This window comes from Methanomassiliicoccales archaeon LGM-DZ1 (assembly GCA_030168595.1).
GTDB lineage: Archaea > Thermoplasmatota > Thermoplasmata > Methanomassiliicoccales > Methanomethylophilaceae > Methanomethylophilus.
On the sequence record CP115556.1, the window covers coordinates 1,298,040 to 1,319,123 of the forward strand.

At 60.4% G+C, this 21,084-nt stretch carries 22 protein-coding genes and 1 tRNA gene; 16 read left to right on the plus strand and 7 right to left on the minus strand.

Annotated features, from left to right (window positions below):
* The first annotated feature begins 31 nt into the window (after nucleotides 1-31).
* Nucleotides 32-1,210, plus strand: coding sequence for a hypothetical protein (locus tag O8W32_06360; GenBank protein ID WII08792.1), 1,179 nt, complete (start codon nucleotides 32-34; stop codon nucleotides 1,208-1,210).
* Here O8W32_06360 and O8W32_06365 read toward each other — a convergent pair.
* Nucleotides 1,200-3,692, minus strand: coding sequence for a hypothetical protein (locus O8W32_06365; protein ID WII08793.1), 2,493 nt, complete (start codon nucleotides 3,690-3,692; stop codon nucleotides 1,200-1,202). The two genes, O8W32_06360 and O8W32_06365, sit on opposite strands and share 11 nt — an antisense overlap.
* 120 nt (nucleotides 3,693-3,812) lie before the next feature.
* Here O8W32_06365 and larA point away from each other — a divergent pair, with 120 nt between their 5' ends.
* The 3 genes from larA to folP are packed head-to-tail and all read left to right on the plus strand — an operon-like array spanning nucleotide 3,813 to nucleotide 6,997.
* Nucleotides 3,813-5,063 carry a nickel-dependent lactate racemase gene (larA, locus tag O8W32_06370; protein WII08794.1) on the plus strand — a complete coding sequence of 417 codons (1,251 nt, stop codon included), beginning with the start codon at nucleotides 3,813-3,815 and terminating at the stop codon, nucleotides 5,061-5,063.
* Nucleotides 5,064-5,067: 4 nt separating this feature from the next.
* Nucleotides 5,068-6,198, plus strand: coding sequence for a (Fe-S)-binding protein (locus O8W32_06375; protein ID WII08795.1), 1,131 nt, complete (start codon nucleotides 5,068-5,070; stop codon nucleotides 6,196-6,198).
* The gene (gene folP, locus O8W32_06380) at nucleotides 6,188-6,997 is read left to right on the plus strand and encodes a dihydropteroate synthase (GenBank protein ID WII08796.1); all 810 of its coding nucleotides are present in this window, start codon (nucleotides 6,188-6,190) and stop codon (nucleotides 6,995-6,997) included. The genes O8W32_06375 and folP overlap by 11 nt, the downstream gene beginning before the upstream one ends.
* Here the strand turns inward: folP and O8W32_06385 are convergent.
* The 3 genes from O8W32_06385 to O8W32_06395 are packed head-to-tail and all read right to left on the minus strand — an operon-like array spanning nucleotide 6,988 to nucleotide 8,676.
* Nucleotides 6,988-7,557, minus strand: coding sequence for a hypothetical protein (locus O8W32_06385; protein WII08797.1), 570 nt, complete (start codon nucleotides 7,555-7,557; stop codon nucleotides 6,988-6,990). The two genes, folP and O8W32_06385, sit on opposite strands and share 10 nt — an antisense overlap.
* Nucleotides 7,554-8,423, minus strand: a complete 870-nt coding sequence (locus O8W32_06390; protein ID WII08798.1) for a hypothetical protein — start codon at nucleotides 8,421-8,423, stop codon at nucleotides 7,554-7,556. Before O8W32_06390 ends, O8W32_06385 begins: the two co-directional genes overlap by 4 nt.
* A 55-nt stretch (nucleotides 8,424-8,478) precedes the next feature.
* Nucleotides 8,479-8,676: a DUF2116 family Zn-ribbon domain-containing protein gene (locus O8W32_06395; protein ID WII08799.1), complete on the minus strand. Its 198-nt coding sequence runs from the start codon at nucleotides 8,674-8,676 to the stop codon at nucleotides 8,479-8,481.
* A gap of 100 nt (nucleotides 8,677-8,776) precedes the next feature.
* Here O8W32_06395 and O8W32_06400 point away from each other — a divergent pair, with 100 nt between their 5' ends.
* Entirely contained in the window at nucleotides 8,777-9,016 is a 240-nt protein-coding gene (locus tag O8W32_06400) for a hypothetical protein (GenBank protein WII08800.1), read from the plus strand.
* A complete protein-coding gene (locus O8W32_06405; GenBank protein ID WII08801.1) occupies nucleotides 8,992-9,354 on the plus strand; it encodes a hypothetical protein in 363 nt (120 codons plus the stop codon). Before O8W32_06400 ends, O8W32_06405 begins: the two co-directional genes overlap by 25 nt.
* Nucleotide 9,355: 1 nt before the next feature.
* On the opposite strand, the gene O8W32_06410 is transcribed toward O8W32_06405, so the two are convergent.
* Nucleotides 9,356-9,898 (minus strand): SIS domain-containing protein, encoded by a 543-nt coding sequence (locus O8W32_06410; protein ID WII08802.1) that lies wholly within the window; start codon nucleotides 9,896-9,898, stop codon nucleotides 9,356-9,358.
* Entirely contained in the window at nucleotides 9,895-11,049 is a 1,155-nt protein-coding gene (locus tag O8W32_06415; GenBank protein WII08803.1) for a TIM barrel protein, read from the minus strand. Before O8W32_06415 ends, O8W32_06410 begins: the two co-directional genes overlap by 4 nt.
* A gap of 173 nt (nucleotides 11,050-11,222) precedes the next feature.
* Here O8W32_06415 and O8W32_06420 point away from each other — a divergent pair, with 173 nt between their 5' ends.
* From O8W32_06420 to O8W32_06445, 6 genes are all read left to right on the plus strand, one after another.
* Nucleotides 11,223-11,591, plus strand: a complete 369-nt coding sequence (locus O8W32_06420) for a 50S ribosomal protein L18e (protein ID WII08804.1) — start codon at nucleotides 11,223-11,225, stop codon at nucleotides 11,589-11,591.
* A 4-nt stretch (nucleotides 11,592-11,595) separates the two neighbouring features.
* Complete coding sequence (locus tag O8W32_06425; GenBank protein WII08805.1) at nucleotides 11,596-12,024, plus strand: 50S ribosomal protein L13; 429 nt, start codon at nucleotides 11,596-11,598, stop codon at nucleotides 12,022-12,024.
* Between the two features lie 4 nt (nucleotides 12,025-12,028).
* On the plus strand, nucleotides 12,029-12,427 hold the full coding sequence (locus O8W32_06430; protein ID WII08806.1) for a 30S ribosomal protein S9: 399 nt from the start codon (nucleotides 12,029-12,031) through the stop codon (nucleotides 12,425-12,427).
* 9 nt (nucleotides 12,428-12,436) lie between these two features.
* Complete coding sequence (locus O8W32_06435; protein WII08807.1) at nucleotides 12,437-12,628, plus strand: DNA-directed RNA polymerase subunit N; 192 nt, start codon at nucleotides 12,437-12,439, stop codon at nucleotides 12,626-12,628.
* A gap of 55 nt (nucleotides 12,629-12,683) precedes the next feature.
* Nucleotides 12,684-12,759: transfer RNA gene (locus O8W32_06440), tRNA-Pro, on the plus strand.
* Between the two features lie 181 nt (nucleotides 12,760-12,940).
* Nucleotides 12,941-15,397 (plus strand): UvrD-helicase domain-containing protein, encoded by a 2,457-nt coding sequence (locus tag O8W32_06445; GenBank protein ID WII08808.1) that lies wholly within the window; start codon nucleotides 12,941-12,943, stop codon nucleotides 15,395-15,397.
* A gap of 65 nt (nucleotides 15,398-15,462) precedes the next feature.
* Here O8W32_06445 and O8W32_06450 read toward each other — a convergent pair whose 3' ends face one another.
* Entirely contained in the window at nucleotides 15,463-17,166 is a 1,704-nt protein-coding gene (locus O8W32_06450; GenBank protein WII08809.1) for an MDR family MFS transporter, read from the minus strand.
* A 303-nt stretch (nucleotides 17,167-17,469) separates the two neighbouring features.
* Here O8W32_06450 and O8W32_06455 point away from each other — a divergent pair, with 303 nt between their 5' ends.
* The 4 genes from O8W32_06455 to O8W32_06470 all read left to right on the plus strand — a co-directional run bounded on the left by O8W32_06455 (nucleotide 17,470) and on the right by O8W32_06470 (nucleotide 21,062).
* Nucleotides 17,470-18,411 (plus strand): ABC transporter ATP-binding protein, encoded by a 942-nt coding sequence (locus O8W32_06455; GenBank protein ID WII08810.1) that lies wholly within the window; start codon nucleotides 17,470-17,472, stop codon nucleotides 18,409-18,411.
* Nucleotides 18,412-18,415: 4 nt separating this feature from the next.
* On the plus strand, nucleotides 18,416-19,234 hold the full coding sequence (locus tag O8W32_06460; protein ID WII08811.1) for an ABC transporter permease subunit: 819 nt from the start codon (nucleotides 18,416-18,418) through the stop codon (nucleotides 19,232-19,234).
* A 95-nt stretch (nucleotides 19,235-19,329) separates the two neighbouring features.
* Nucleotides 19,330-19,953 carry a Fic family protein gene (locus tag O8W32_06465; protein ID WII08812.1) on the plus strand — a complete coding sequence of 208 codons (624 nt, stop codon included), beginning with the start codon at nucleotides 19,330-19,332 and terminating at the stop codon, nucleotides 19,951-19,953.
* A 107-nt stretch (nucleotides 19,954-20,060) separates the two neighbouring features.
* Nucleotides 20,061-21,062 carry an AbrB/MazE/SpoVT family DNA-binding domain-containing protein gene (locus O8W32_06470; GenBank protein WII08813.1) on the plus strand — a complete coding sequence of 334 codons (1,002 nt, stop codon included), beginning with the start codon at nucleotides 20,061-20,063 and terminating at the stop codon, nucleotides 21,060-21,062.
* Nucleotides 21,063-21,084 lie beyond the last annotated feature (22 nt).

Below are 21,084 nucleotides of genomic sequence, written 5' to 3' on the forward strand. Positions count from 1 at the left end.
TTTTTTATGTCTGAACATGCATACGTTCCCCATGGACCGGAAAGCGATGATATGCATAGCGTCAGCGGCCGTCCTGGCGGTATGCGCATGCTCTCTGATAGTGTTCAGCGGATCTTCGGATGATCCCGGCGATTCGGGCGATGCCGCTGAGCCGAGCAGTTACAAGCACGAGGATTTCGGTATGATGATCCTTGCCGGCGGGGATGCCGGGGACCCGTCCTCTGCATTCGCGGAGAGCTATACTGTCAGCGGAGCCGTCGCCGCCGATGAGATCCCGGCCGGTGCGGCCGTGATTGTGGACGGCATGTGGTTCGGTTCGGTCGGCGGGGATGCCGCAGGAGATTTCCTGACCCAGCTGTATGAAAGGGGCAATGTCATCGCCGCGTTCGCGGACATTGGGACCTTCACAGGTGCCGTCCCCTTCGGGTTCGTCGCGTACTCCGACACCGCGAACCTCTATGCCGCCTACCATGACCCAGATACCGGAAGGAACGTGTTCTGCAGCATCTGCGCGGGCTCCGATGAATCATCCATCGCCAAGTTCCGGGAGTGGGCGGCGGAATATGCAGCGGAAGGCTCCGAGCCCGACAGCAGCATACTGAAGGCCGCGGGCGTGACGGACGGCTCCGGCTGGGGCGGGGAAAACTATTCCTGTCTATACAGGGAGTGCAGCGGATACGGGTGGATGGAGGTCGGCACCTGCTACTACACGGTCAGGGAGGACAACGACAGCTACAGCTACTACTGCACGCGCTACGATGTTCAGGGCGTGCCCGACGGCTGCTCCGTCTCGGACCTCAACATCAGCACCGAGCTCGGGGACGGGTACAGCATCCTCCAATACGGCCCGTCGACGATGAAGGGCTCGGACGTCTCGGTCAGCCTCGGATCGATCTCCGACGGGTCGGCGTCCAGGACGGTCTCATGGGACTATCAGGCGGACATCTCGGTGATAAAGGACAGGTCAAATTATGCGACCGGGGAGATAAGAATCGACCACGAGCTGGACAACGGCGATGCCCGGAACGCCTGCGCCGTGATGCCCGGGAAGGTCGTCCGCGTCGAATGCGGTCCCGGGAACACGGACGGGTCGTATTCGGCGACAGACCATTACGAGGTCGCGTTCTGCAGGAACACCGGGTCCGGGCTCTTCGGGATGTCCGAGGAGTGCCAGTTGTTCAGCGAGGACATCAGGGTCCTCATCCGCTGAGGTACCTGCCGGTCACGCTCGACGGGTCCGAGGCGACCTGCTCGGGTGTCCCGGCCGCCACTATCCTCCCGCCGGCCTCTCCTCCGCCGGGGCCCATGTCTATAACATAATCGGCGTTGCGTATGAGGTCGAGGTCGTGCTCGATCGTGATGACTGTCGCTCCGCTGTCTATGAGCCTCTGCAGGATCCCTATGAGCAGGCGGACATCCAGCGGATGGAGCCCGATGGTGGGCTCATCGAAGACGAACACCGTCCCGTTCTGCCTCCTGCCGATCTCGGATGCGAGCTTGAGGCGCTGAGCCTCGCCGCCGGAGAGGGCAGGGGTGGACTCGCCCAGCGTCAGGTATCCCAGGCCGAGGTCCTTCATCGTCTGCAGGCTCTCCCCGATCCCGGGGACGTCCTTCAGGACCTCAAGGGCCGAGTCGACGGTCATGCCCATCAGCTCGGTTATCGAATACCCTCTGTTCGATCCCTCTGGGTAATAGAGTATCTTCCCGGCTTCGGGGCCGTAGCGGGAGCCTCCGCAGTCCGGGCAGGGTATGTCCACGTCCGGCAGGAACTGCACGTCCATGGAGACCGATCCGGTGCCGTCGCATCCGGGGCAGCGGAGGGACCCGGTGTTGTAAGAGAAATCCCCGGCCTTCTTCCCGGCCTTCTTGGCATCCGGAGTGAAGGAGTACAGGCGGCGGAGGCCGTCGAGGATGCCGCTGTAGGTGGCGACCGTGGAGCGCACATTGGCGCCGATCGGGGCGGCGTCCACCAGGACGACCCTCTTCACGTCCGCCTCCAGCTCCTCGGCCGGGGCCGGGAGGGGCCTTCCGGCGATCCTCGCCTCCAGGGCGGGAACGAGGGTCTCCAGGACCAGGGTGGTCTTCCCCGCGCCAGAGACGCCGGTGACGGCAGTCATGCGGTTCAGCGGGATGTCCAGTTCCAGCGGTTTGACGGAATGGATGGCACCGGACCTCAGATGTATCCGTCCCCCGGCGAACATGGCCGCCGCGGAGGCGCGCTCCCGCGCCTCGACCTTCTCCGTCCCGTTCAGGAAGCCGGCGATCAGGGAGTTCCCGTTCTTCTCCACGTCCTCCACGGTCCCGGCCGCGAGGACCTTCCCGCCGCGGTCCCCGGCGCCGGGCCCCATCTCGATGAGCCAGTCGGCCTCCCTGAGCACACGGACGTCGTGGTCCACGACCACCACGGTGTTGCCCATATCGACCAGGTCGCGCATGATTCCGACCAGCCCGTCGACGTTGGAGGGATGCAGGCCGATGGAGGGCTCGTCGAGGACGTAGAGGACCCCGGTAGTGTGGCTCCGCACCGACCTCGCCAGCTGCACGCGCTGGCGTTCCCCGGTGGAAAGGGTGGGGCCCGCCCGGTCGAGGGTGAGGTATCCCAGGCCGAGGGAGAGCAGGCGCTCGGCGTTGCGCAGGAACTCTGCGGAGACGGTCTCCGCCATCCGGCGCATCTCCGGGGGCATGAGCCGGGGAATCCCCTTCACCCATGCCGTTGCCTCCTCCAGGGTCATCCGGCAGGCGTCGGCGAGGGTCTTCCCGTCCAGGGTGACGGATTTGGCTCTCTCGTTCAGGCGGTCTCCGCCGCACACGGGGCAGGGGCCGGTGGAGAGGTAGCGGTTGATCCTGACCAGGCCCTTCTCGGTGGTCGTCTTCCGGAGCGCCTCGGCGACCGCCTCGTGGGCGTTGCGGTAGGTGCAGTTGAGGTCGAAGAGCTTCCCGTTGGCGGTCCTCATGGGGGTCATCTTCTGCACGGCGGGCCCGGAGTAGACGATGTCCTTCTCCTTCTGGGTCAGTTCGGAGAACGGCACATCCGTGCGGACCCCGAGCTCTCCGGCGACCAGGTACATCCACTGGATCCCGAACATGTTCCAGGGCCCGACGGCGCCTTCCTTCAGGGTGAGCGACGGGTCGGCCACGAGCTTGGAGTCGTCGATGTCCCTGACGACCCCGGTCCCGCTGCAGCGCGCGCAGGCCCCGCCGCTGTTGAAGGAGAGGTCCTCCGCCGAGGACCCGTCGAACTCTGCCCCGCACTCGGGGCATCTTATCTTCCTGCCTACGGCCACAGCCGTCGACGGGGGCACGCGGTGCCCTTTAGGGCACATATAGCTGCCGAGGCGGGAGAACATCAGGCGGAGGCTGTTCAGCAGCTCGGTCGATGTTCCGAAAGTGCTCCTGATCCCGGGGACGGTGGGGCGCTGGTGGAGGGCGAGCGCCGCCGGCACGTTCTCCACGAAATCGACATCCGGGCGGCTCGCCTGGGTCATCCTCCGGCGGGTGTATGCGGAGAGGGCCTCAAGGTACCGGCCGGACCCCTCGGCGTAAAGCACCCCGAGCGACAGGGAGGACTTCCCCGAGCCGGACACTCCGGCGATCCCCGTCATCTTCCCGAGCGGCACATCGACCGATACGTCCTTCAGATTGTGCACGCGCGCTCCCCTGATCTCGATGCTCTCCGGACCCTTTTCTTCCATGCTCTGCGGAATCCGCCTGCCGGATAAATCTCCATCGGGGCCGCGCGCGCTCCGTACCAGCCGCGCCCTGCTGGTGCGCACATATAATATAAGGGAGTCCGTGATTAGCACGCGATTGCAATGGTCAAGGTGGAGATCAGGTACGGCAGGGACGGGACCCAGTCCGCCGAAGTGCCCGAGAAGAACTACATAGGCACCTATTATCCGAAGGACGTCGTCTGCGGCGATGCCGACGAGGTCATCAATGCTTCGCTGGACGACCCGATCGGGTCCGAGCCCATAGGGAAGTTCCTGGAAGGCGGGAAGGACATCGTGTTCATCGTGAACGACGGAACCCGCCCGACCCCTACCGCCAAGGTCCTCGACGCCCTCTCCAAGAGGATGGACCTCCGCGCCGCCAGGTACCTCATCGCCACCGGCACCCACCGCGCGCCCACCGAGGAGGAGTACCACAACATCTTCGGCTCCCATCTCGAGGAGCTCAGGGACAGGATCGTCGTCCACGACGCCAAGACCTCGGAGTGCGTGAACCTCGGGACCTCCAAGAACGGGACCCCCATGGAGGTCAACAAGATAGCCGTCGACGCCGACAGGCTGGTCATCATCACCTCGGTCGAGCCCCACTACTTCGCCGGCTGGACCGGGGGCAGGAAGTCCTTCCTCCCGGGCGTCGCCTCGTACCGCACCGTCGAGGCCAACCACAGGATGGCGGTCGGCATGGACGCCCAGGCCCTGAAGCTCGAGGGCAACCCCGTCCACGAGGACATGATGGATGCCCTCGAGGTCGTCCGCGGGAAGAAGATATTCTCGATCCAGGTGGTCATGGACCGCCATCACAGCATCTACAAGGCCGCCTCCGGCGACCTCAATGCCGCCTTCGCCCAGGCCGTGAAGTGGGGGGAGGAGGTGTTCATCGTCCCGGTGCCGGAGAAGGCCGACATCGTCGTGACCGCCGCCCCCTACCCGATGGACGTGGACCTCTACCAGTCCCAGAAGGCCCTCGACAACGGGAAATGGGCGCTGAAGAAGGGAGGCATAATGATCCTCGTCTCGAAGTGCCGCGAGGGCATCGGCAGCGATGCCTTCCTGAAGCAGCTCTCCACCTCGTCCGACCCGAAGGAGGTAATAGCCAACATCATGAAGGGCTACAAGCTGGGATACCACAAGGCGGCCAAGATGGCTGAGATCGCGACCTGGGCCAGCATGTGGGCGGTCACCGACCTCGACCCGGAGCTGCTGAGGAAGGCCAACATAACCCCCAAGAAGAGCGTGGAGGAGGCCGTGAGGGACGCGCTCGCCCTGAAGCCCGAGGGCAGGCTCATCGTCCTCGCCGAGGGCAGCGTCACCATACCCAGGCCCATGAAGGAGTGAGAGCATGTCAGGAAGCGTATTCACAACTGAGAAGATCGATATGGTGAGGGATGCCCTCAACACCTGCACCATGTGCGGGTTCTGCAAGAGCGTCTGCCCATCGTTCAAGGCCATCAACTGGGACACCGACCTGTCCCGCGGCCGCATAGTCATGACCTACGGCATTTCCGTCGGGCAGCTGAAGCCCGACGAGTCCGTGGTCAGGAGCATGTACACCTGCACCACCTGCGCGGACTGCGTCAGGAGATGCCCCTCCAAGGTGAAGATCGTCGACATCATCGAGCTCTGCAGGGCTGACCTGGTCAGCAACGGCTTCGCGCTCCCCAAGCACAAGCAGATGTGCCAGAACATCATCGACCACAACAACCCGTTCGGCGAGGAGAAGTCTGTGGCCGAGGTCATGAAGGGATGGGGCTACGAGCCCCATAAGGCGCCCATCGCGTACTTCGCCGGGTGCACCGCGACCTACCGCGCCGTGAAGACGGCGAAGGCGTCCCTGTCCATCCTGAAGAAGCTCGGCGCGGACTTCACCACCCTGCCCGAGGTCTGCTGCGGGTCCGTCATGTCCCGCGTCGGATGGCCTGAGGAGGAGAGGCTGAAGCTCTACAGGAAGAACGTCGAGGCGATCGAGGCCCTCGGGGTCAAGACCCTGGTCCTCTCCTGCGCCGGATGCTACAGGATGTTCAAGGTCGAGTACCCCAAGTACCTGGGCGAGCTCCCCTTCGAGGTCAAGCACATCACCGAGTTCCTGGCCGGCAGGAAGCTCGACCTGACCCCGCTCGGGGACGCGACCGTGACCTACCACGACCCGTGCCATCTCGGCCGCCACTGCGGCGTCTACGAGCCTCCCCGCGAGGTCATCGCGCAATTCCCCGGCGTGAAGTTCAAGGAGATGAAGTACAACCGCTCCACCAGCCATTGCTGTGGTGGAGGCGGAGGGGTGCGCGCCGCGTTCCCCGAGGAGGCCGCGCAGATCTCCAACACGCGCCTCGACGAGGCCTCGTTCGCCGACATCCTGGTGACCACCTGCCCGTTCTGCGTCACCAACCTGTCCGCCCAGGTGGGCGACAGGAAGCTCAAGGTCGTCGACCTGGCCGAACTGGTGGACGAGCACCTGCAGCGACATGGACAATAAGGCGTTCTTCAGAGGGGGGCGCCCGCGCCCCCTGGTCATGGGCATACTGAACGTCACCCCCGACTCGTTCTCCGACGGGGGCAAGTGGAACGGCCCCGAGGCTGCCGTACGCCATGCTTTCGAGATGGTCGATGCCGGGGCCGATATGATCGATATCGGCGCGGAGTCCACCCGCCCCGGCGTCGTCGTCCCGGTCCCCGAGGCCGAGGAGCTGTCCAGGCTGATGCCCGTCCTGGAGAGGCTGATGCCCTCCCTGGACGTGCCGGTGTCGGTGGACACCTATAAGGCCGCGGTCGCCCGCGCCGCCGTCGGCGCCGGAGTATCGGTGATCAACGACGTCTCCGGCCTCGTCGATCCCGATATGGCGCGCACGGCCGCGGAATGCGATGTCCCGCTGGTGATCATGGCCTCCTACGGGACCCCCGCGACGTTCAAGACCGACCAGATCTCCAAGGACGCGGTCTATTATGCGCTAGCCTTCATCAGGGAGAGGATCGCCGAGGCGGAGAGGGCGGGCGTGGATGCGGACGCTGTGATAACAGACCCGGGGGCCGGCTTCGGATTCGATGCCGCCCAGAGCATGGAGCTCATACGCCGGTCGTCCGACTTCTCGTTCGGAGGGAGGTACCCGGTGCTCGTCGGGCCTTCCAGGAAGAGGTTCGTCTCAACCTTGTACCCGTCTATGGACAGGGACGAGGCTACGGCGGAGATCTGCGCGGTTGCCGCGGAGGCCGGGGCGGACATCGTCCGTGTGCACGATGTCGCCCGCACGGTCCGCAGGCTCTCCCGTCAGGACTGATAGCCGTTCTTCTTCCTCTCGACGGCGGCCTCATGCTTCTTGCGGGCCCCGATGTACTCTCCCACGGGGATTATGGCGCAGGCGGCGAAGACGACTGCGCCGAACTTGGCGATGCCCCTGACGCCGACCTCGATGCTCTCCAGGCCGGTGCCCTCGGCGACCGATGGTATGGTCAGGCTGTCCGCCGCCGACCCGAAGATGATTATCAGCCATGCGGCGATGGCGATGCATCTGAGCACTCCTGCTACGAGCTTCCCCTTGCTGCCGGAGCCGAAATAAGTGCAGATGTTGGCGAGGACCAGCACCGGGATGTAACCGATCAGGGAGTTGAACACCAGCCCTCCGGGGCTGAGCATGTCCTTCATGTCCCCGCTGAGGCTGAACGCATCATCGAAGGTCCCGGACTCGAAGTACGAGGCGATCATCAGCAGGAGCACGATGACGATAGCGGTCTCGATCACCGAGAACACGATCCTGCGGACGACCCTCGATACGCTGTTCAGGTAGGGAGCGTCCTTCTTCTTCTGCTCCTCGATCTCCTTCTTGTTCTCAGAGCTCATGATGCCGCCCCGTAGAATGCCTCGATCATGTCCGCGAACGCTTCCGCCTGAGCCTGGGTCATCGTGTATGATCCGGTCCCTGACCCGGAATAAGATATCGTTACGGTGTCTTCCGAGGAGAGGCTGTCGAGGAGACTGCGGACGCTGTCGTATGCAGTTTCCCCGTTCCCGGATGCGGAGAAGGTGACGGTCTTCCCGTCGTCGGAGACGTTCAGGAGGAAGGCTGCGTCGCATCCGTCTATCGAGATGGCGCAGTTCCCGGAACTGTCGCAGACGCTCTTCGCGATGTCCGACACGGACTTGGTGAAGCTTCCGCTTGGGACTGTCACCGTCATTGTCGCGCTGTCCCCGCTGCTCTCCATCGAGACCCCGCCCCCGAAGCCCATGTCGACCCTCAGGTTGAGTCCCAGATCGATGAACTTCTCGTTCATGAAATTGAGGTAGGAGAAGCTCAGTTTGGCCAGTACCGGTGTCTTGATCTCCCCGCTGTCCGAGTTCGAGCCCAGGCTGGCCAGGATGACGTAGGCGGGAACCGACATCTCCGCCTGCTCGGTGCGCGTGATGGAATCGGCCTTTACCGTTCCCACGTCGATGGTCCCCAGATAATAGCTTCCGCCGTCCGCGGCCAGGGAGAGCTCTATGGACACGTCCTCGATATCGGAGGGCATATGGGAGTCTATCAGGAAACTTTGGGCTTTTATGCTGACGTTCATCCCGTCGCCGCTGATTTCGGTCGAGGTCTCTCCGTCCGTGCTGATCTCTATCGGAGGATATTCCGACGGGACGGCCTCGGAGAATATGCCGTACCCGCAGGCGATGATGACCGCTGCGGCGATGATCTCGGCTATGAGCTTAGGGCCGTTCATGACCGAATATCGCGGACATGACTTAATACCATGTGCCCGAAATGTCGCGATTGAATCAGAAAATGTACCCCAGGATGAGGATGGTGACGGCGCCTCCGACGGCCAGCACGGCGGCCAGGGCATTGTTCCTCTTCTCTTTCGCGATCCTCTTCTGGTCCTTGCTGTAGCAGTCCATGCAGCAGTAGGCCATATCGAAAGGGACGGCGCGTCCGCAGTACCTGCAGTGGTCGTGCGGAGGGAGATCGGCGGGCATGTTCCCTTGGATGCAGTACTTTGATTTATATGCCGGGGCCGTTCCTTCATAAGACGGTATGGGAGACTGCCCGGCAGGTCCGGGAGGAGATAGGATAGAGATGGTATGCTTGACGTTGGTCAACGCCGCGGACGGTTCCGAGATGGTGCTGTCCGCTTCGGGCGACAGCATGGAGAGATGCATCAGGAACTATTGGGCCGGCGAGGATTGCCTGGTCAGGGACGGCGTGAGGATAGTGCCTCCGGGAAGCGGTTCCGTTCTGCGCGACGGGTCCGTCCTCTCCATGGTGCCCAACCCGACCGTGCGAGGGGGACCATGGCACGCATGGACATCCTCGTGAACGAGAGCGCCATGGCGGCGCTCGCCGACATCGGTAACGGCGCGTTCGACAGCGGGGAGGATGTGCAGGGGGTCCTCAGAGGCACCCTCGGGGACCCTGCAACGATACGCTCGGCCGAGGTCTCCGCAGACCTGGCGGCGCCGGGCGCCGTGGGGTGGTTCCTCGCCTTCGGGAGCGGCAACCTGCCGTCCGCGGAGGACGAGGCGCGCCTCTCCGCCGGGTTCCGGAGGAGGCATTTCGCCGCCCTGATCGACCCGTCGGCATCGTCGATAACGTTCCTCATCATCGAGGGCGGGAAGGCGAGGTCTGCGAGGGCGGCCGTCCTGGAAGGCGTCTGACTCAGACCCAGATGGCATGGTTGGAGCGCATGGCGCCCTCGTCGGTGTCCATGCGCCTCATGAGGTCTGGCACCAGGCAGTCGAAGAAGACCAGCGCCGAATCCTCGAAGAGAGTTCCCAGCGGGGCCATGCTCCCGCTGCGGGCGTCCTTCTCTGGTTCGATGAAAATGCAGCAGTCTGCCAGCCTCGCGAGCTTGCAGTCGCGGTTGGCGGTGACCGCTATGACCTCGGACCCCAGGCGCTTGGCTATCTCGGCCGTCCTGGTCACCGACATGGTGTGGCCGGTGTTGGATATCAGGATGACGATGTCGCCCTTCCCGATTATAGGGGTGGTCATGTCACCCACGAAGTAAACGCGGAGACCCAGCTGTACCAGGCGGACGGCGAACATCTGCCCCACGAGGCCGGACCTCCCCGCTCCGAATATGAAGATCCTCTTGGCCTCCAATATGGAGACGGTGAGCCTCTCGGTGTCCCCGGGAGGTATGCGCGACAGGGTCTCCCTGATCTTGGTCTCGAGGTAGTCGATGCTGTCCAACTTCACTCACTGTCTGCCTCATCGTTGGGATCGGCGGGAGCGAGCTCCCCGTCAGCGATGGCCTCGGCCTGCAGCTCCCTGCGCTTCTCCTTGAGCTGCTTGGCTGCCTTCTTGGAGAGCACCCTCTCGGTGAGGGTCCTCATGTAGACTGCATCGTGCTCGAGGAGGGGCGAATCGGAGATCATGGTGATCTCCGGCATGTGCTCGGCGAGAGCCTCGGCGACCTTCTCGAACTTTATCTCCCCTTTCTTTATGGGGGTGTACCATTTCTCGTTCCCTTCTCCGTCGGACTCCACATTGGAGAAGTCGGCGTAGATGTTACCGAAGTCCTTGTAGAAGGGCTCGAACTGCTCTATCAGGCTGTAGTAGTCCTCGGCCTCGGAGAGCGAGTCCTTGGTCCTCGCCTGATAGTGGGCGAAGTTGAGGACCGGGTAGACGAAGCCTTTCAGGTCGCGCGTCCCGCAGATGTCGAGGAGCTCCTCGAGCGATCCCCAGACGTTGCTGTTCCCGGTGATCTCGATGCCGATCCTCGGGGTGAGCCCCTCAGATTTCCACCATCTCTTGAGGTCCTTGAGGTTGGAGACGATCCTGCTCTTGGCGTGCTTGGGGTTGTCCCCGCCGTAGGGGCCGAGGTTGGTGACCACGAGGGTCCCTCCCAGGGCGTTGAGCACCGCGCCGCAGTTCTGGAGGATGGTGAAGCTCCTCATGGCGGGGGTCTCCTCGGGCATCTCGTCCGGGTCGGCCGGCTCCTCGTTCCCGAACAGGTCCCCGTCGAGGGCCATGTAGTAGGGCGTGTGGACCGAGAGGGATACATCGTGCCTCTTGGCCATCCTGCCGAGGGAGTAGAGGTCGTTGTAGCACGGGGCGAGGCAGTAGTTCATGAACAGCAGGTTGTCCTCCTCGTCGATGGGGATCTCGGGGTCGTAGGAGACGCCCTCCTCGCCTTTGTCGACGGCGATGACGAAGCCCGAGTCGGAATCGAGCTCCTTCAGGGTCTTCCCTATCTCCTCGTCCTCGGGAGCGCGGAAATCGGTGTTGGGCCTGACCATCTGGATCTCCATGGCCGTGAGCGCCAGGCTGTGGATGTCCTCGATTCCGTCTTTCAGAGTGCGTCCTTTGCACGACAGCGGGATTCCTGCGGGTCCGTATCTTATCATGGCCAATCACCCTACAAACAAGGCGCCGATGGGCTATGATTATATCTAATTCACGGTTCAGGCACTGTCCAAGATTCTCGTTCATTTATAAAGAAAATAAACCTGGGAGGCGCATATCTTTAAATGGAAGACCGTCATAGGAGCCCTCTACCCAATGTCGGGAGAGTCAGAAAATGAGCAACACTTGTTCAAAGACCAACCCCCAACTGGTTGCCCTGATCTCTGATCTGAAGGCTGCCACGAGGGAAGATCCGAAGGCTGCTATCTGGCGAGACATAGCGCTCCGGCTTGAAGCACCCAGCAGGGTGTGGGCCGAGGCGAACCTCAGCAAGATAGAGAAGTATGCGCAGGACGGAGAGACCGTCATCGTTCCGGGGAAGGTCCTCGGTGCGGGCGAGATGACCAAGAAGGTCACCGTCGCAGCCTACAGCTTCAGTGCGAAGGCGGAGGCGGCCATCGTCGCCGCCGGCGGGAAAGCGATCACCATCAGGGAACTGCTCGCGCAGAACCCTAAGGGCTCGAAAGTTAGGATCCTGGGGTGAACGAATGGTTACTGTTATCGACGGAAAGGGCCTCATCTACGGAAGGCTCGCAAGCTACGTCGCCGACCAGATCCTCGCCGGAGAGGAGGTCGTCGTCCTCAACGCAGAGCAGATCATCATCACGGGCGACCCTGCTGAGATCTTCAAGGATTTCAAGCACAAGGTCGAGATCGGAGAGGCCGCTTCCAGGAGGAAAGGTCCCTTCTATCCCCGCCGCGCAGACCTTCTGTTCAAGAGGTGCGTCAGGGGCATGATCCCCTGGATGACCACCACCGGAAGGGAAGCGTTCAGGCGCCTCCACGTGTTCGTCGGAACTCCCAAGCAGTTCAACGACGCGGAGGTCCAGGTCCCCGAGACCGCGAAGAAAGCGATCAACTGCAAGTATGTGACCCTGGGTCAGATCTCCGAGCACCTCGGATCTAATGTTAGGTGATTAAATGGACGCAGTCAACACCAGTGGAAAGAGGAAGTCCGCGATCGCCAGGGCAGTCGTGAAGGAGGGCACCGGAAAGGTCGTCATCAACAAGATCCCCCTCGCGATCTACTCCCCTGAGCTTGCAAGGCTCAAGATCGAGGAGCCCCTGCAGCTAGTGCCCGAGAAGGCATCCAAGGTCGACATCTCCGTGTCCGTCCAGGGCGGAGGGGTCATGGGACAGGCGGCGGCCGTCAGGACCGCCATCGCCCGCGGCCTCGTCGACTATTACAAGGATGACGAACTCGAGGCTGTCCTCAAGGCATACGACAGGTCCCTGCTCATCAACGATGACAGGCGCAAACTGCCCAAGAAGCCTATGGGACGCGGCGCTCGTGCCAAGAAGCAGAAGTCGTACCGTTGAGATGGTTGCATGATAATACCGGTGAGATGTTTCACATGCGGAAAGGTCGTGGGCTCTGCCTACCCCGAGTACGTCAAACGCGTGAAGATGGGCGAGGACCCCCAGAAGGTCCTCGACGACATGGGGTTCGACCGTTACTGCTGCCGCAGGATGATCATATCCCATGCGGACCTCATCGGCGAAATATCCCAGCTCGGATGAGGCATCTGCTTCTACCATAAACTACTTAAACCAAACCACTTAATACCCACTTGCTGGGCCCTTGGGGTAGCTTGGTATCCTTCATGCTTGGGGTGCATGTGACCCCGGTTCAAATCCGAGGGGGCCCACCATCTTATTGTCTGGCCGTTAGGTCAATGAATTTTGTGAATTGGGCGGTCTTTCTCCCCCACAGTTATCTGCTTCACTGATTTCCGCAGGCTATCGGTTCATGCGTACTTCGTTCGGAATAGAAGACCCAGGCTGCAGGATTCACTATTTACAAGAAGACCGGTATTCCTCAGCAGACTGAGAATGAAGAACAAGAACCGCGATCTGATCGATCAAGCGAAAACCGCGGCCGATGAAATGTCCGAAATGCTTGAAAGAGACGATTTCATCGATCCTGCAGATATCAGATCGGCGGCCGACAGATACGGGCAGCTCTATGCCGATCTGCACCGCAGGACAAGCGGATTCCTTTCCAGGATAGGGCTTGTCGACAGGGAACTGAAGGAGCAGTCGGACAGGTTCCGCAGCATCTATGAGGGTTTCCCGCAGCATCTGAAACAGCATGATGACGACCTTGCACGCAGGAAGGCCGCTGATATAGGGCAAATCATCAATCCTGTAGAAGGCTACGATCTGGATGAGCAGCAGCTAACGGCCATCGCCTATGATGTGCGCTCAAGGCTGGTGATCGCCGGTGCCGGCACAGGAAAGACCACGGACATCGTGGGCTTCGTGAAGTATCTTCTGAAATCAGGTAAAGCATCGCCCGATGAAATCCTTGCTCTGTCTTTTACTAACAGTTCTGTCAGCGATCTCAGGAAACGGATTGTCGCCGAGACCGGGAACCGCGTGGAAGTGAGCACTTTCCATCGCCTAGGCATCAAGATAATAGCATGTTCGGAGAACAAGGTTCCGAAGGTATCCCATATCAAGATCGGCGATTTCATCTCGGAAGAGATCAAGAAGAGGCGGAGCGACAGCAGATTCGTCCGCAGTCTGAGCGAATTCTTGGCATATGACTTCGATATGCATGATGAAGACCAATTCGGGAACTGCTCCGAACTGGAAGAGTACCTGCATAAGAACCCGCTGATAACCCTGAACGGCGAGAGGGTGAAGAGTTTCGGGGAGGCCGATATCGCCAACTATCTTGCGATCAACGGGGTCCCGTACACATATGAAGACTCATACTGCGTAGATACGGCCGATTCGGAGTACGGCCAGTATCATCCGGATTTCCACATCAACGGCACCAGGATTTACATCGAGTATTTCGGGATCGACCGCAGCGGCGGGGTGGCCAAGTTCATGGTCGACGAGAATCCCGATGCGCGCGAGGATTATCTCAGAGGCATAGAATGGAAAAAGCAGATCCATCGCGCGAACGGGACCACATTGATCGAGCTGTATGCATACGAACGCTCGGAAGGCAGCCTGCTGGATAAACTGGGATCGGAGCTCAAGAGGCTCGGCATAGAATCATCGCCGGAGCCTCCCGAGGCTGTGTTCGATAGGACGTTCGGGTCGGACAGCAGAGCATTGAGAGCCGTATCCTCTCTGTTAACTACCGCAATCCTCTTAATAAAGGGATTCGGAGAATCCTGGGACAGAGTGTTCTCCGATAATGTGCTCCCCAAGGTCAGGAACATCAAGGATAGGCAGTCGCTCAGGAGGACCGAGGCCGTGCTCAGGCCGCTGTATGATGCTTACCGGGCGGCATTGGATGGGAACGGGGAAATTGACTTCGAAGATATGCTCAACAATGCCGCTGAATGCATCCGCCGCGGGAAGTATACGCATCCGTACAGATATGTCATAGTGGATGAGTATCAAGACCTGTCAAGATCCAGGTACAATCTTCTGAAGGCCATGCGCGATTCCCGGGATTTCAGCCTGTTCTGCGTCGGCGATGATTGGCAGAGCATCTACCGCTTCAACGGATGCGATATGTCATATATCCTGGATTTCGAGAAGTACTGGGGGCCGTCTGCGGTCTGCAGGATTGAGAGGACATACCGTTTCTCTGGCGAAATCCTGGAGAAAAGCAGCCTGTTCATCAGCAGGAACCCGCGCCAGTATCCGAAGAAGCTGATCGGCATGTCGAAAACAGACGGCAAAGTCTACTACATACTCGGTGCAGACAGCAGGCAGATCCGCAGTGAGATCGGAAAGAAGCTGGCATATATGCCGGCCGGCAAGAAGGTGCTTTTCCTCGGAAGGTACAATCACGATGTCTCGCTGCTCAGCGGCGACGGTTTCGATTGGAGGCCCGATATCTCCGACGGTTCCGATGCCGTCACATATTCCTGCCGCCCGGATCTGAAGATGAAGTACATGACCATCCATTCGTCCAAGGGCCTGCAGGCGGATGTGGTGTTCTCGCTGAACAACAACTCTGGGAGATACGGGTTCCCGAGCATGCGGCAGGAGCCTGCGCTCATAGGCTTGCTGCTGGACGGCGGCGGTTCTCAGATGGACGAGGAACGCAGGCTGTTCTATGTGGCCATGACACGTGCCAGAGAGGCAGTGTACATCGTATCGGTGAAAGATCATCAGTCTGTGTTCTTCACGGAGATGTTCCCCCGCAGAGGCCTCGGCGGATATGCGGTCAGGATGTTCTGCCCGATATGCGGAGGGCCCTTGGTCCTCAGGACCAACAGCTTCGGAGGCAGGTTCTACGGATGCTCCAACTTCGGGCCCAAAGGATGCAGGTACACCCGCGAATGCGGGACCGGGAACTCGGATCACAGAACAGGATGACTGTTTTGCAATCAGAAAGCGTCGGGCCGATGTTAAAAAGTTTAGAAGGAGTAGCGGAGGCCCGCTTACTCCTTCTTCTTTCCGGAGAAGCGATTCTTCTTCTCGGGTTTTGTGTCGGGCGATTCGCCTGCGACGATCGATCCTTCCTCGGTCTGCCTGAAGTGCTTGGGCATTATGCCGTGCTTCGAGTAGGCCTCGGCCTCGGACTGGATGTGGGCAGTGATCTCCTCATCCATCTCGTTCCCCTTGTAGACCTCGGCCTTGAAGATGACCGCTATGATCAGGAGGAACGCGACGATGACGGCTCCGCAGAGGAACGCATAATCGACGGAATTGGCGAAGGCCAGGAGGATGTCGTTCGCTGCCATTATTATGGGCGAGTTCTCCAGAGTAGGACTGGAAATCGCATTGAAGAGGTCCTGAAGGCAGCCGGTATCGTGGGAGATCATTCCGTAGACCGTATTGCTGACATGGTCTCTGAGCTCCTCGTCGATCTTGTTGCCGATGATCATGGCGAACACGGCGGTACCGACAGTGGTCCCTATTCCCCTGAACAGGTTGGTCGCGGAGGTGGTCATGCCGATCTCGGAAGGCTTGGACGCATTCTGCACGGCGACCATGATGACGGACATCATGCATCCGAGCCCGACTCCGAAGACGAAGAGGCACTCGGCATAATACGTCAGTTCAGACCCGATGGTGAGCTGGTTGAACATCAGCAGACCGCCTACGGTTATCAGGATACCCAGGATGATCCAGAACCTGTAGCCTGTCTTGTTGACCAGGTTACCGCTGATGATCGAGGTGATCATCATGCCGATGACGAGCACGATGGAGTACTCTCCGGCCTCGAGGGTGCTGAGGCCGAGGATGTAGATCGCGAACATGGACGAGTACATCATCGCGCCCATCATCGCAAGTCCGAAGACCAGCATGAACACAGATGCCTCGACGACCGTTTTGTTGTGGATGAGGTGGGGTGCGAGTATGGGTTCGACGGCCTTCCTCTCGACTGCCACGAACAAAGCGATGAGCACGAGGAGCACGGCGATCATCGCAGCCGATTCGACGGAGACCCAGTCGAAGTCGTCCCCGACGAAGTTGAAGAAGAGGACGGTGTCGGCGAGGGCGAGGGACAGGAGGACTATACCCTTGGTGTCGATCACAGGCTTGGACGTCTGGTCCGGAGTCGGGAACTTCTTGATGGTAAGTATGTAGGCGACTATGGCCATGGGGATGTTGATGTAGAAGACCCAGCGCCAGCTGATGTACTCGGTGATGTATCCTCCCAGGACGGGGCCGATACCGCTTCCGATCCCGAAGATGGCGCCGAGCATACCCTGCATCTTGGCCCTCTGGGCCGGCGGGTAGAGATCGGCGACGGCCGCAGTGGCGACAGGGATGAGGATACCTCCTCCGACACCCTGAACTGCGCGGCACACCAGGAGCATCATCATGTTCTGGGACATTCCGGCGACGAAGGAACCGACGACGAAAAGGGTCAGTCCGATGAGGAAGAGGGGCTTCCTCCCGTACAGGTCGGACAGTTTCCCGGCGATCGGGATGAAGATGGTCTCGAACAGCATATACGCCGTGGCGAGCCAGGAGTACAGCTCAAGACCGTCCAGCGACCTTGCGATCTCAGGCCCGCAGGTTCCGACGATGGTGCCGTCGAAACATGCGATGAGCATGGCCAGGCAGAGTCCGACCATGATCATGTTGCGGACTTTGGGGTCGATGTTCTTGTAAGTGATTTGTTCAACTGCCATACGGGCGATGCGATATTGAACCTCTATTTAAATGGCTTGCAACTTGATTTTAATTGACTATATCAACTTATAATATGTACAATTTAAAACCAGATATATTCTATAATTAATCTAATCATTTTATACATAATGTTATGTTGTGGTACTTCGACAAATGATTAATCAATTAAGAGAAGCCGTAATTGTCAAATCAATTTGCAATACAAAAATGAGCGGGGCTCCTTGTACGTATTTATACAAGTCTTAGGTTTTGTCCTACGAGAGGCACTCAAATGAAAACAGAAAAAGAGAAGGGATGCAGCTATGAGCGATTGCCCCATAGTCCTTGAGAACCTCCGCAAGACCTACGGGAGCTTCGTCGCCGTCGACGGCCTCTCCATGAATGTGGAACGCAACAGCTTCACGGGCCTCCTGGGCCCCAACGGGGCCGGCAAGAGCACCACGCTGAAGATGCTGACGAACCTCATAACTCCCACCAGCGGACACGCGTACATTAACGGCCATGATGTGCAGGAAGAGCCCAAAACCGCCCTCGAGGGCGTCGGGACGGTCGTCGAGACCCCCGAGTTCTATCTGTACATGACTCCGCGCGAGACCTACAGATACATCGGCGAGATCTTCGGGATGTCCGAGGAGAGCATCGCCAGCCAGACCGATGACATCCTGGCCAAGGTCAAGATGTCCGAATGGGCGGACAAGAAGCTAGGAACTTTCTCCAAAGGCATGAGGCAGAGGATATCTCTGGGTCTGGCACTTATGAACGACCCGTCCGTGATCATCCTCGACGAACCTACCTCCGGGCTCGACCCGAGGGGGATGGCCGAGATGAGGGACATCCTCAAGAACATCAGGAACGGGAAGAACAACCTGACCGTCCTGATGTCCTCGCACATGATGCACGAGGTCACCGACCTGTGCGACAGGATCGCCCTCGTCAACCACGGGAGGCTCGTGGCGTCCAACACGCTCGACGCCTTCGTGAACGGGGCATCCGAGAGGACGATCCTCATCAGGACGGTCTCCGAACCGAGCGACGCCATGGTCGAGAAGGTCGCCGCGCTTCCCAACGTCGATTCCGCGGTCCGCTACGGGGACGAGATATCGGTCAAATTCGGCGCAGGGAAGACCGAGCAGGCGGACTTCCTGGAGGCCGTAGCCGGCCTCGGCATCGGAGCGTACAGCCTGAGCGAGAGCGACAACGGGCTCGAGGAGAGGTACCTGGAGCTCGTCAAGGAGTCGAGGTGATAGGATGGAAACCAACAGTTCTGCAAGCTCTCCGGGCCGGATGTCCGGAGGAAGGAAGACGCTCAGCTGGGGAAAGGACGATGTGAGGCAGTCCTTCGTCGTCATGAAGAACGAGTTCAGGAAGTTCTTCTACGGGAAGAAGATGCTGCTGTTCCTGGGTCTGACCGTTGCGGTGCTTGCGCTCATCATCGTCATGATCGCGGCGCTGGACCCATTCTCGGATGAGGATGACAAGAAGCGCCTCACCGAGGCCATGTTCATAAGCTTCTACGCGTTCATCATCCTGATCGCCGTGACGCTCTTCGGTGCCACTTCGATCGTCTCCGAGTACGAGGAGCGCACCGCCCTCATCCTCTTCACCAAGCCCATCAGGAAATCCTCGATCTACATGGGGAAGCTCCTGGCCTCGATCGTGCTGACGTTCGTGTTCACCTGCGTGTACTATGCAGTATCCGCCGTCTTCTGCGCCGTGTTCTGCGGCATCGGGACGGAGATGCTGGTGTCATTCGGGCTGTCAGCATGCTACATATTCGGGGCCAACGGCGTGGCGCTGCTCATAAGCACGATGATGAAGAAGAGCAGCACATCCTCTATCGTCGTCTTCATGCTGTTCCTCATCCTCTTCACGGTCATATCGTCCGTCATCGAGGCCGGCGCGGGCAGCGGTACGGCCTTCTGGATGATCGACCAGGCATCAGCAGGTATCAGCAACTCCCTCTCCGACAGCTACGATGACGGCATCCGTGACGCCGCCGTGATGCTCATCTGGGGGGCCGCAGCCTCGGCCGCGGGATACTGGCTCTTCAAGAGAAGGGATTTCTGAAACTTCTTCGGGGAGGGCGCTCCCCTCCCCCCGCAGGCCCCTGTTCTGCGCCAACCATTATATGCAGACGGGGGCTAGGGAATATCCGAGAGAACATGGCGAAGATGGATTACACCTACGTGAATGCCGAGAAATACTGTGCTCCCGGGGCCGCTGTTCCCGCCAACAAGCTGGGCGCCGGGGATGCCGGATCCCTCAGGGCCGCCGTCGCGGAGGAGCTCGCCGCAAGGCAGGCGGAGCTCGCGGAGATCGGAGGCCTGGGCGGCAGCTACAAGCTCGACCACCTCTGCGCCTTCCACAAGTTCCTCTTCGGGAACGTCTTCGATTGGGCCGGCGAGGTCAGGGACGTCGACATGTCCGACCCCCGCTTCGTGAAGGCCGCCGATCTGGTGAAGGAGGCCGAGCTCGTCTTCCTCAGGATGGAGAACGAGGACTACTTCAAAGGGCTCGAGATCCCCGACATGGCCGACCGCATGGCATATTACACCAGGGAGATCGACAGGCTCCACCCGTTCGTCTACGGCACCAAAGAGACCCTTTTCGTGTTCTTCAAGCAGGTGCTCGGGCGCATGCGGTACAATGTGGCCTACGAGAACGTCCCCGCGGATGCCTGGGACGAGGCCCGCGACGCCGGGCTCAGCGGCGACCTCTCGAAGTACATGGGGATCTACGAGACCATCATCACCAAGATCCCCCGCGAGAAGAAGAAAAAGGATTGATCGGGAGGGCCCGTTTCGGGCCTCCCCCGGCATCGGCCCTTCTGCTCCGGCCGGATATATAGCGGTCCCTCGAAAGCATGATTAATATATTGCACGATTGAGCATCTATGGATGTCAGAAGGGTGCAGGTCACCGGCGGATCATCGTTCATGATCACCCTTCCCAAGGCCTGGGCGGATTCTGTCGGCCTCAGGAAGAACGACCAGGTATCCGTCGTGCCGCAGCCGAACGGAGGCCTTCTGCTGACCGTCGGTGGCGAACAGTTCCAGAACCAGGATTATCTCTCGGAGATCGACGCGGATTCCGTGCAGGACGCCGACGCCCTGTACAGGATGCTCATAGGGGCGTACATCGCCGGCCACAGCGAGATTGTCGTGAAGTCGGGGAGCGCCCTCAGGGGAGGGATGCTCGAGGCCGTCTCGAGGTTCACCCAGACCTCCATCGGCATGGAGATCACCGAGGAGGACGTCAGCCGCATCGTGATGAAGGACCTCATGGACCCCACCGAGGTCCTGCCGCAGAAGAACGTCAACCGCGAGTACCTCCTGGTGAAGAGGATGGTCTGCGACGTCTTCCAGGCGGCCGCCGACAACGACGGTTCCAGGCTGGAGGGGATGGCAGACCGCGACACGGAGGTCGACAGGATCCACTGGCTCGTCCAGAGGCAGTCCAGCATCCATCAGCTCGACATCGGCCTCAGCTCCCGCATGGGCATAGACCTCAGGACGGTCACCGGCTCCGTCGGCGTCAGCAAGTCCCTCGAGAGGATGGGGGACCACGCGGTGCTCCTAGCCGGGCATCTGGGGCGGCTCATATCGTCCGGGGATTCCGGGAGCACCTGCAGGGCGATGGAGAATCTATTTGGCACTATCCCTGATCTCATCGACGCGTCCGTATCCTCATGGTCCGGATCGGACGGCATCACAGCGGAGAAATGCATCCGCCGTTCCAAGGAGATCGCACGCGACATCCCCGGGATGTTCTCGGAAGCGGTATCCGACCCGAGGTCCTCCGGCGCCGCCGGGATGATCTCCGGAAGCCTCCGCAGGCTCGCCGAATACTGCGCGGACATAGCGGAATCGGCCATCAACGTCGCGATGGAGAGGTGAGCGGCCGTCCGTTGATTGATTA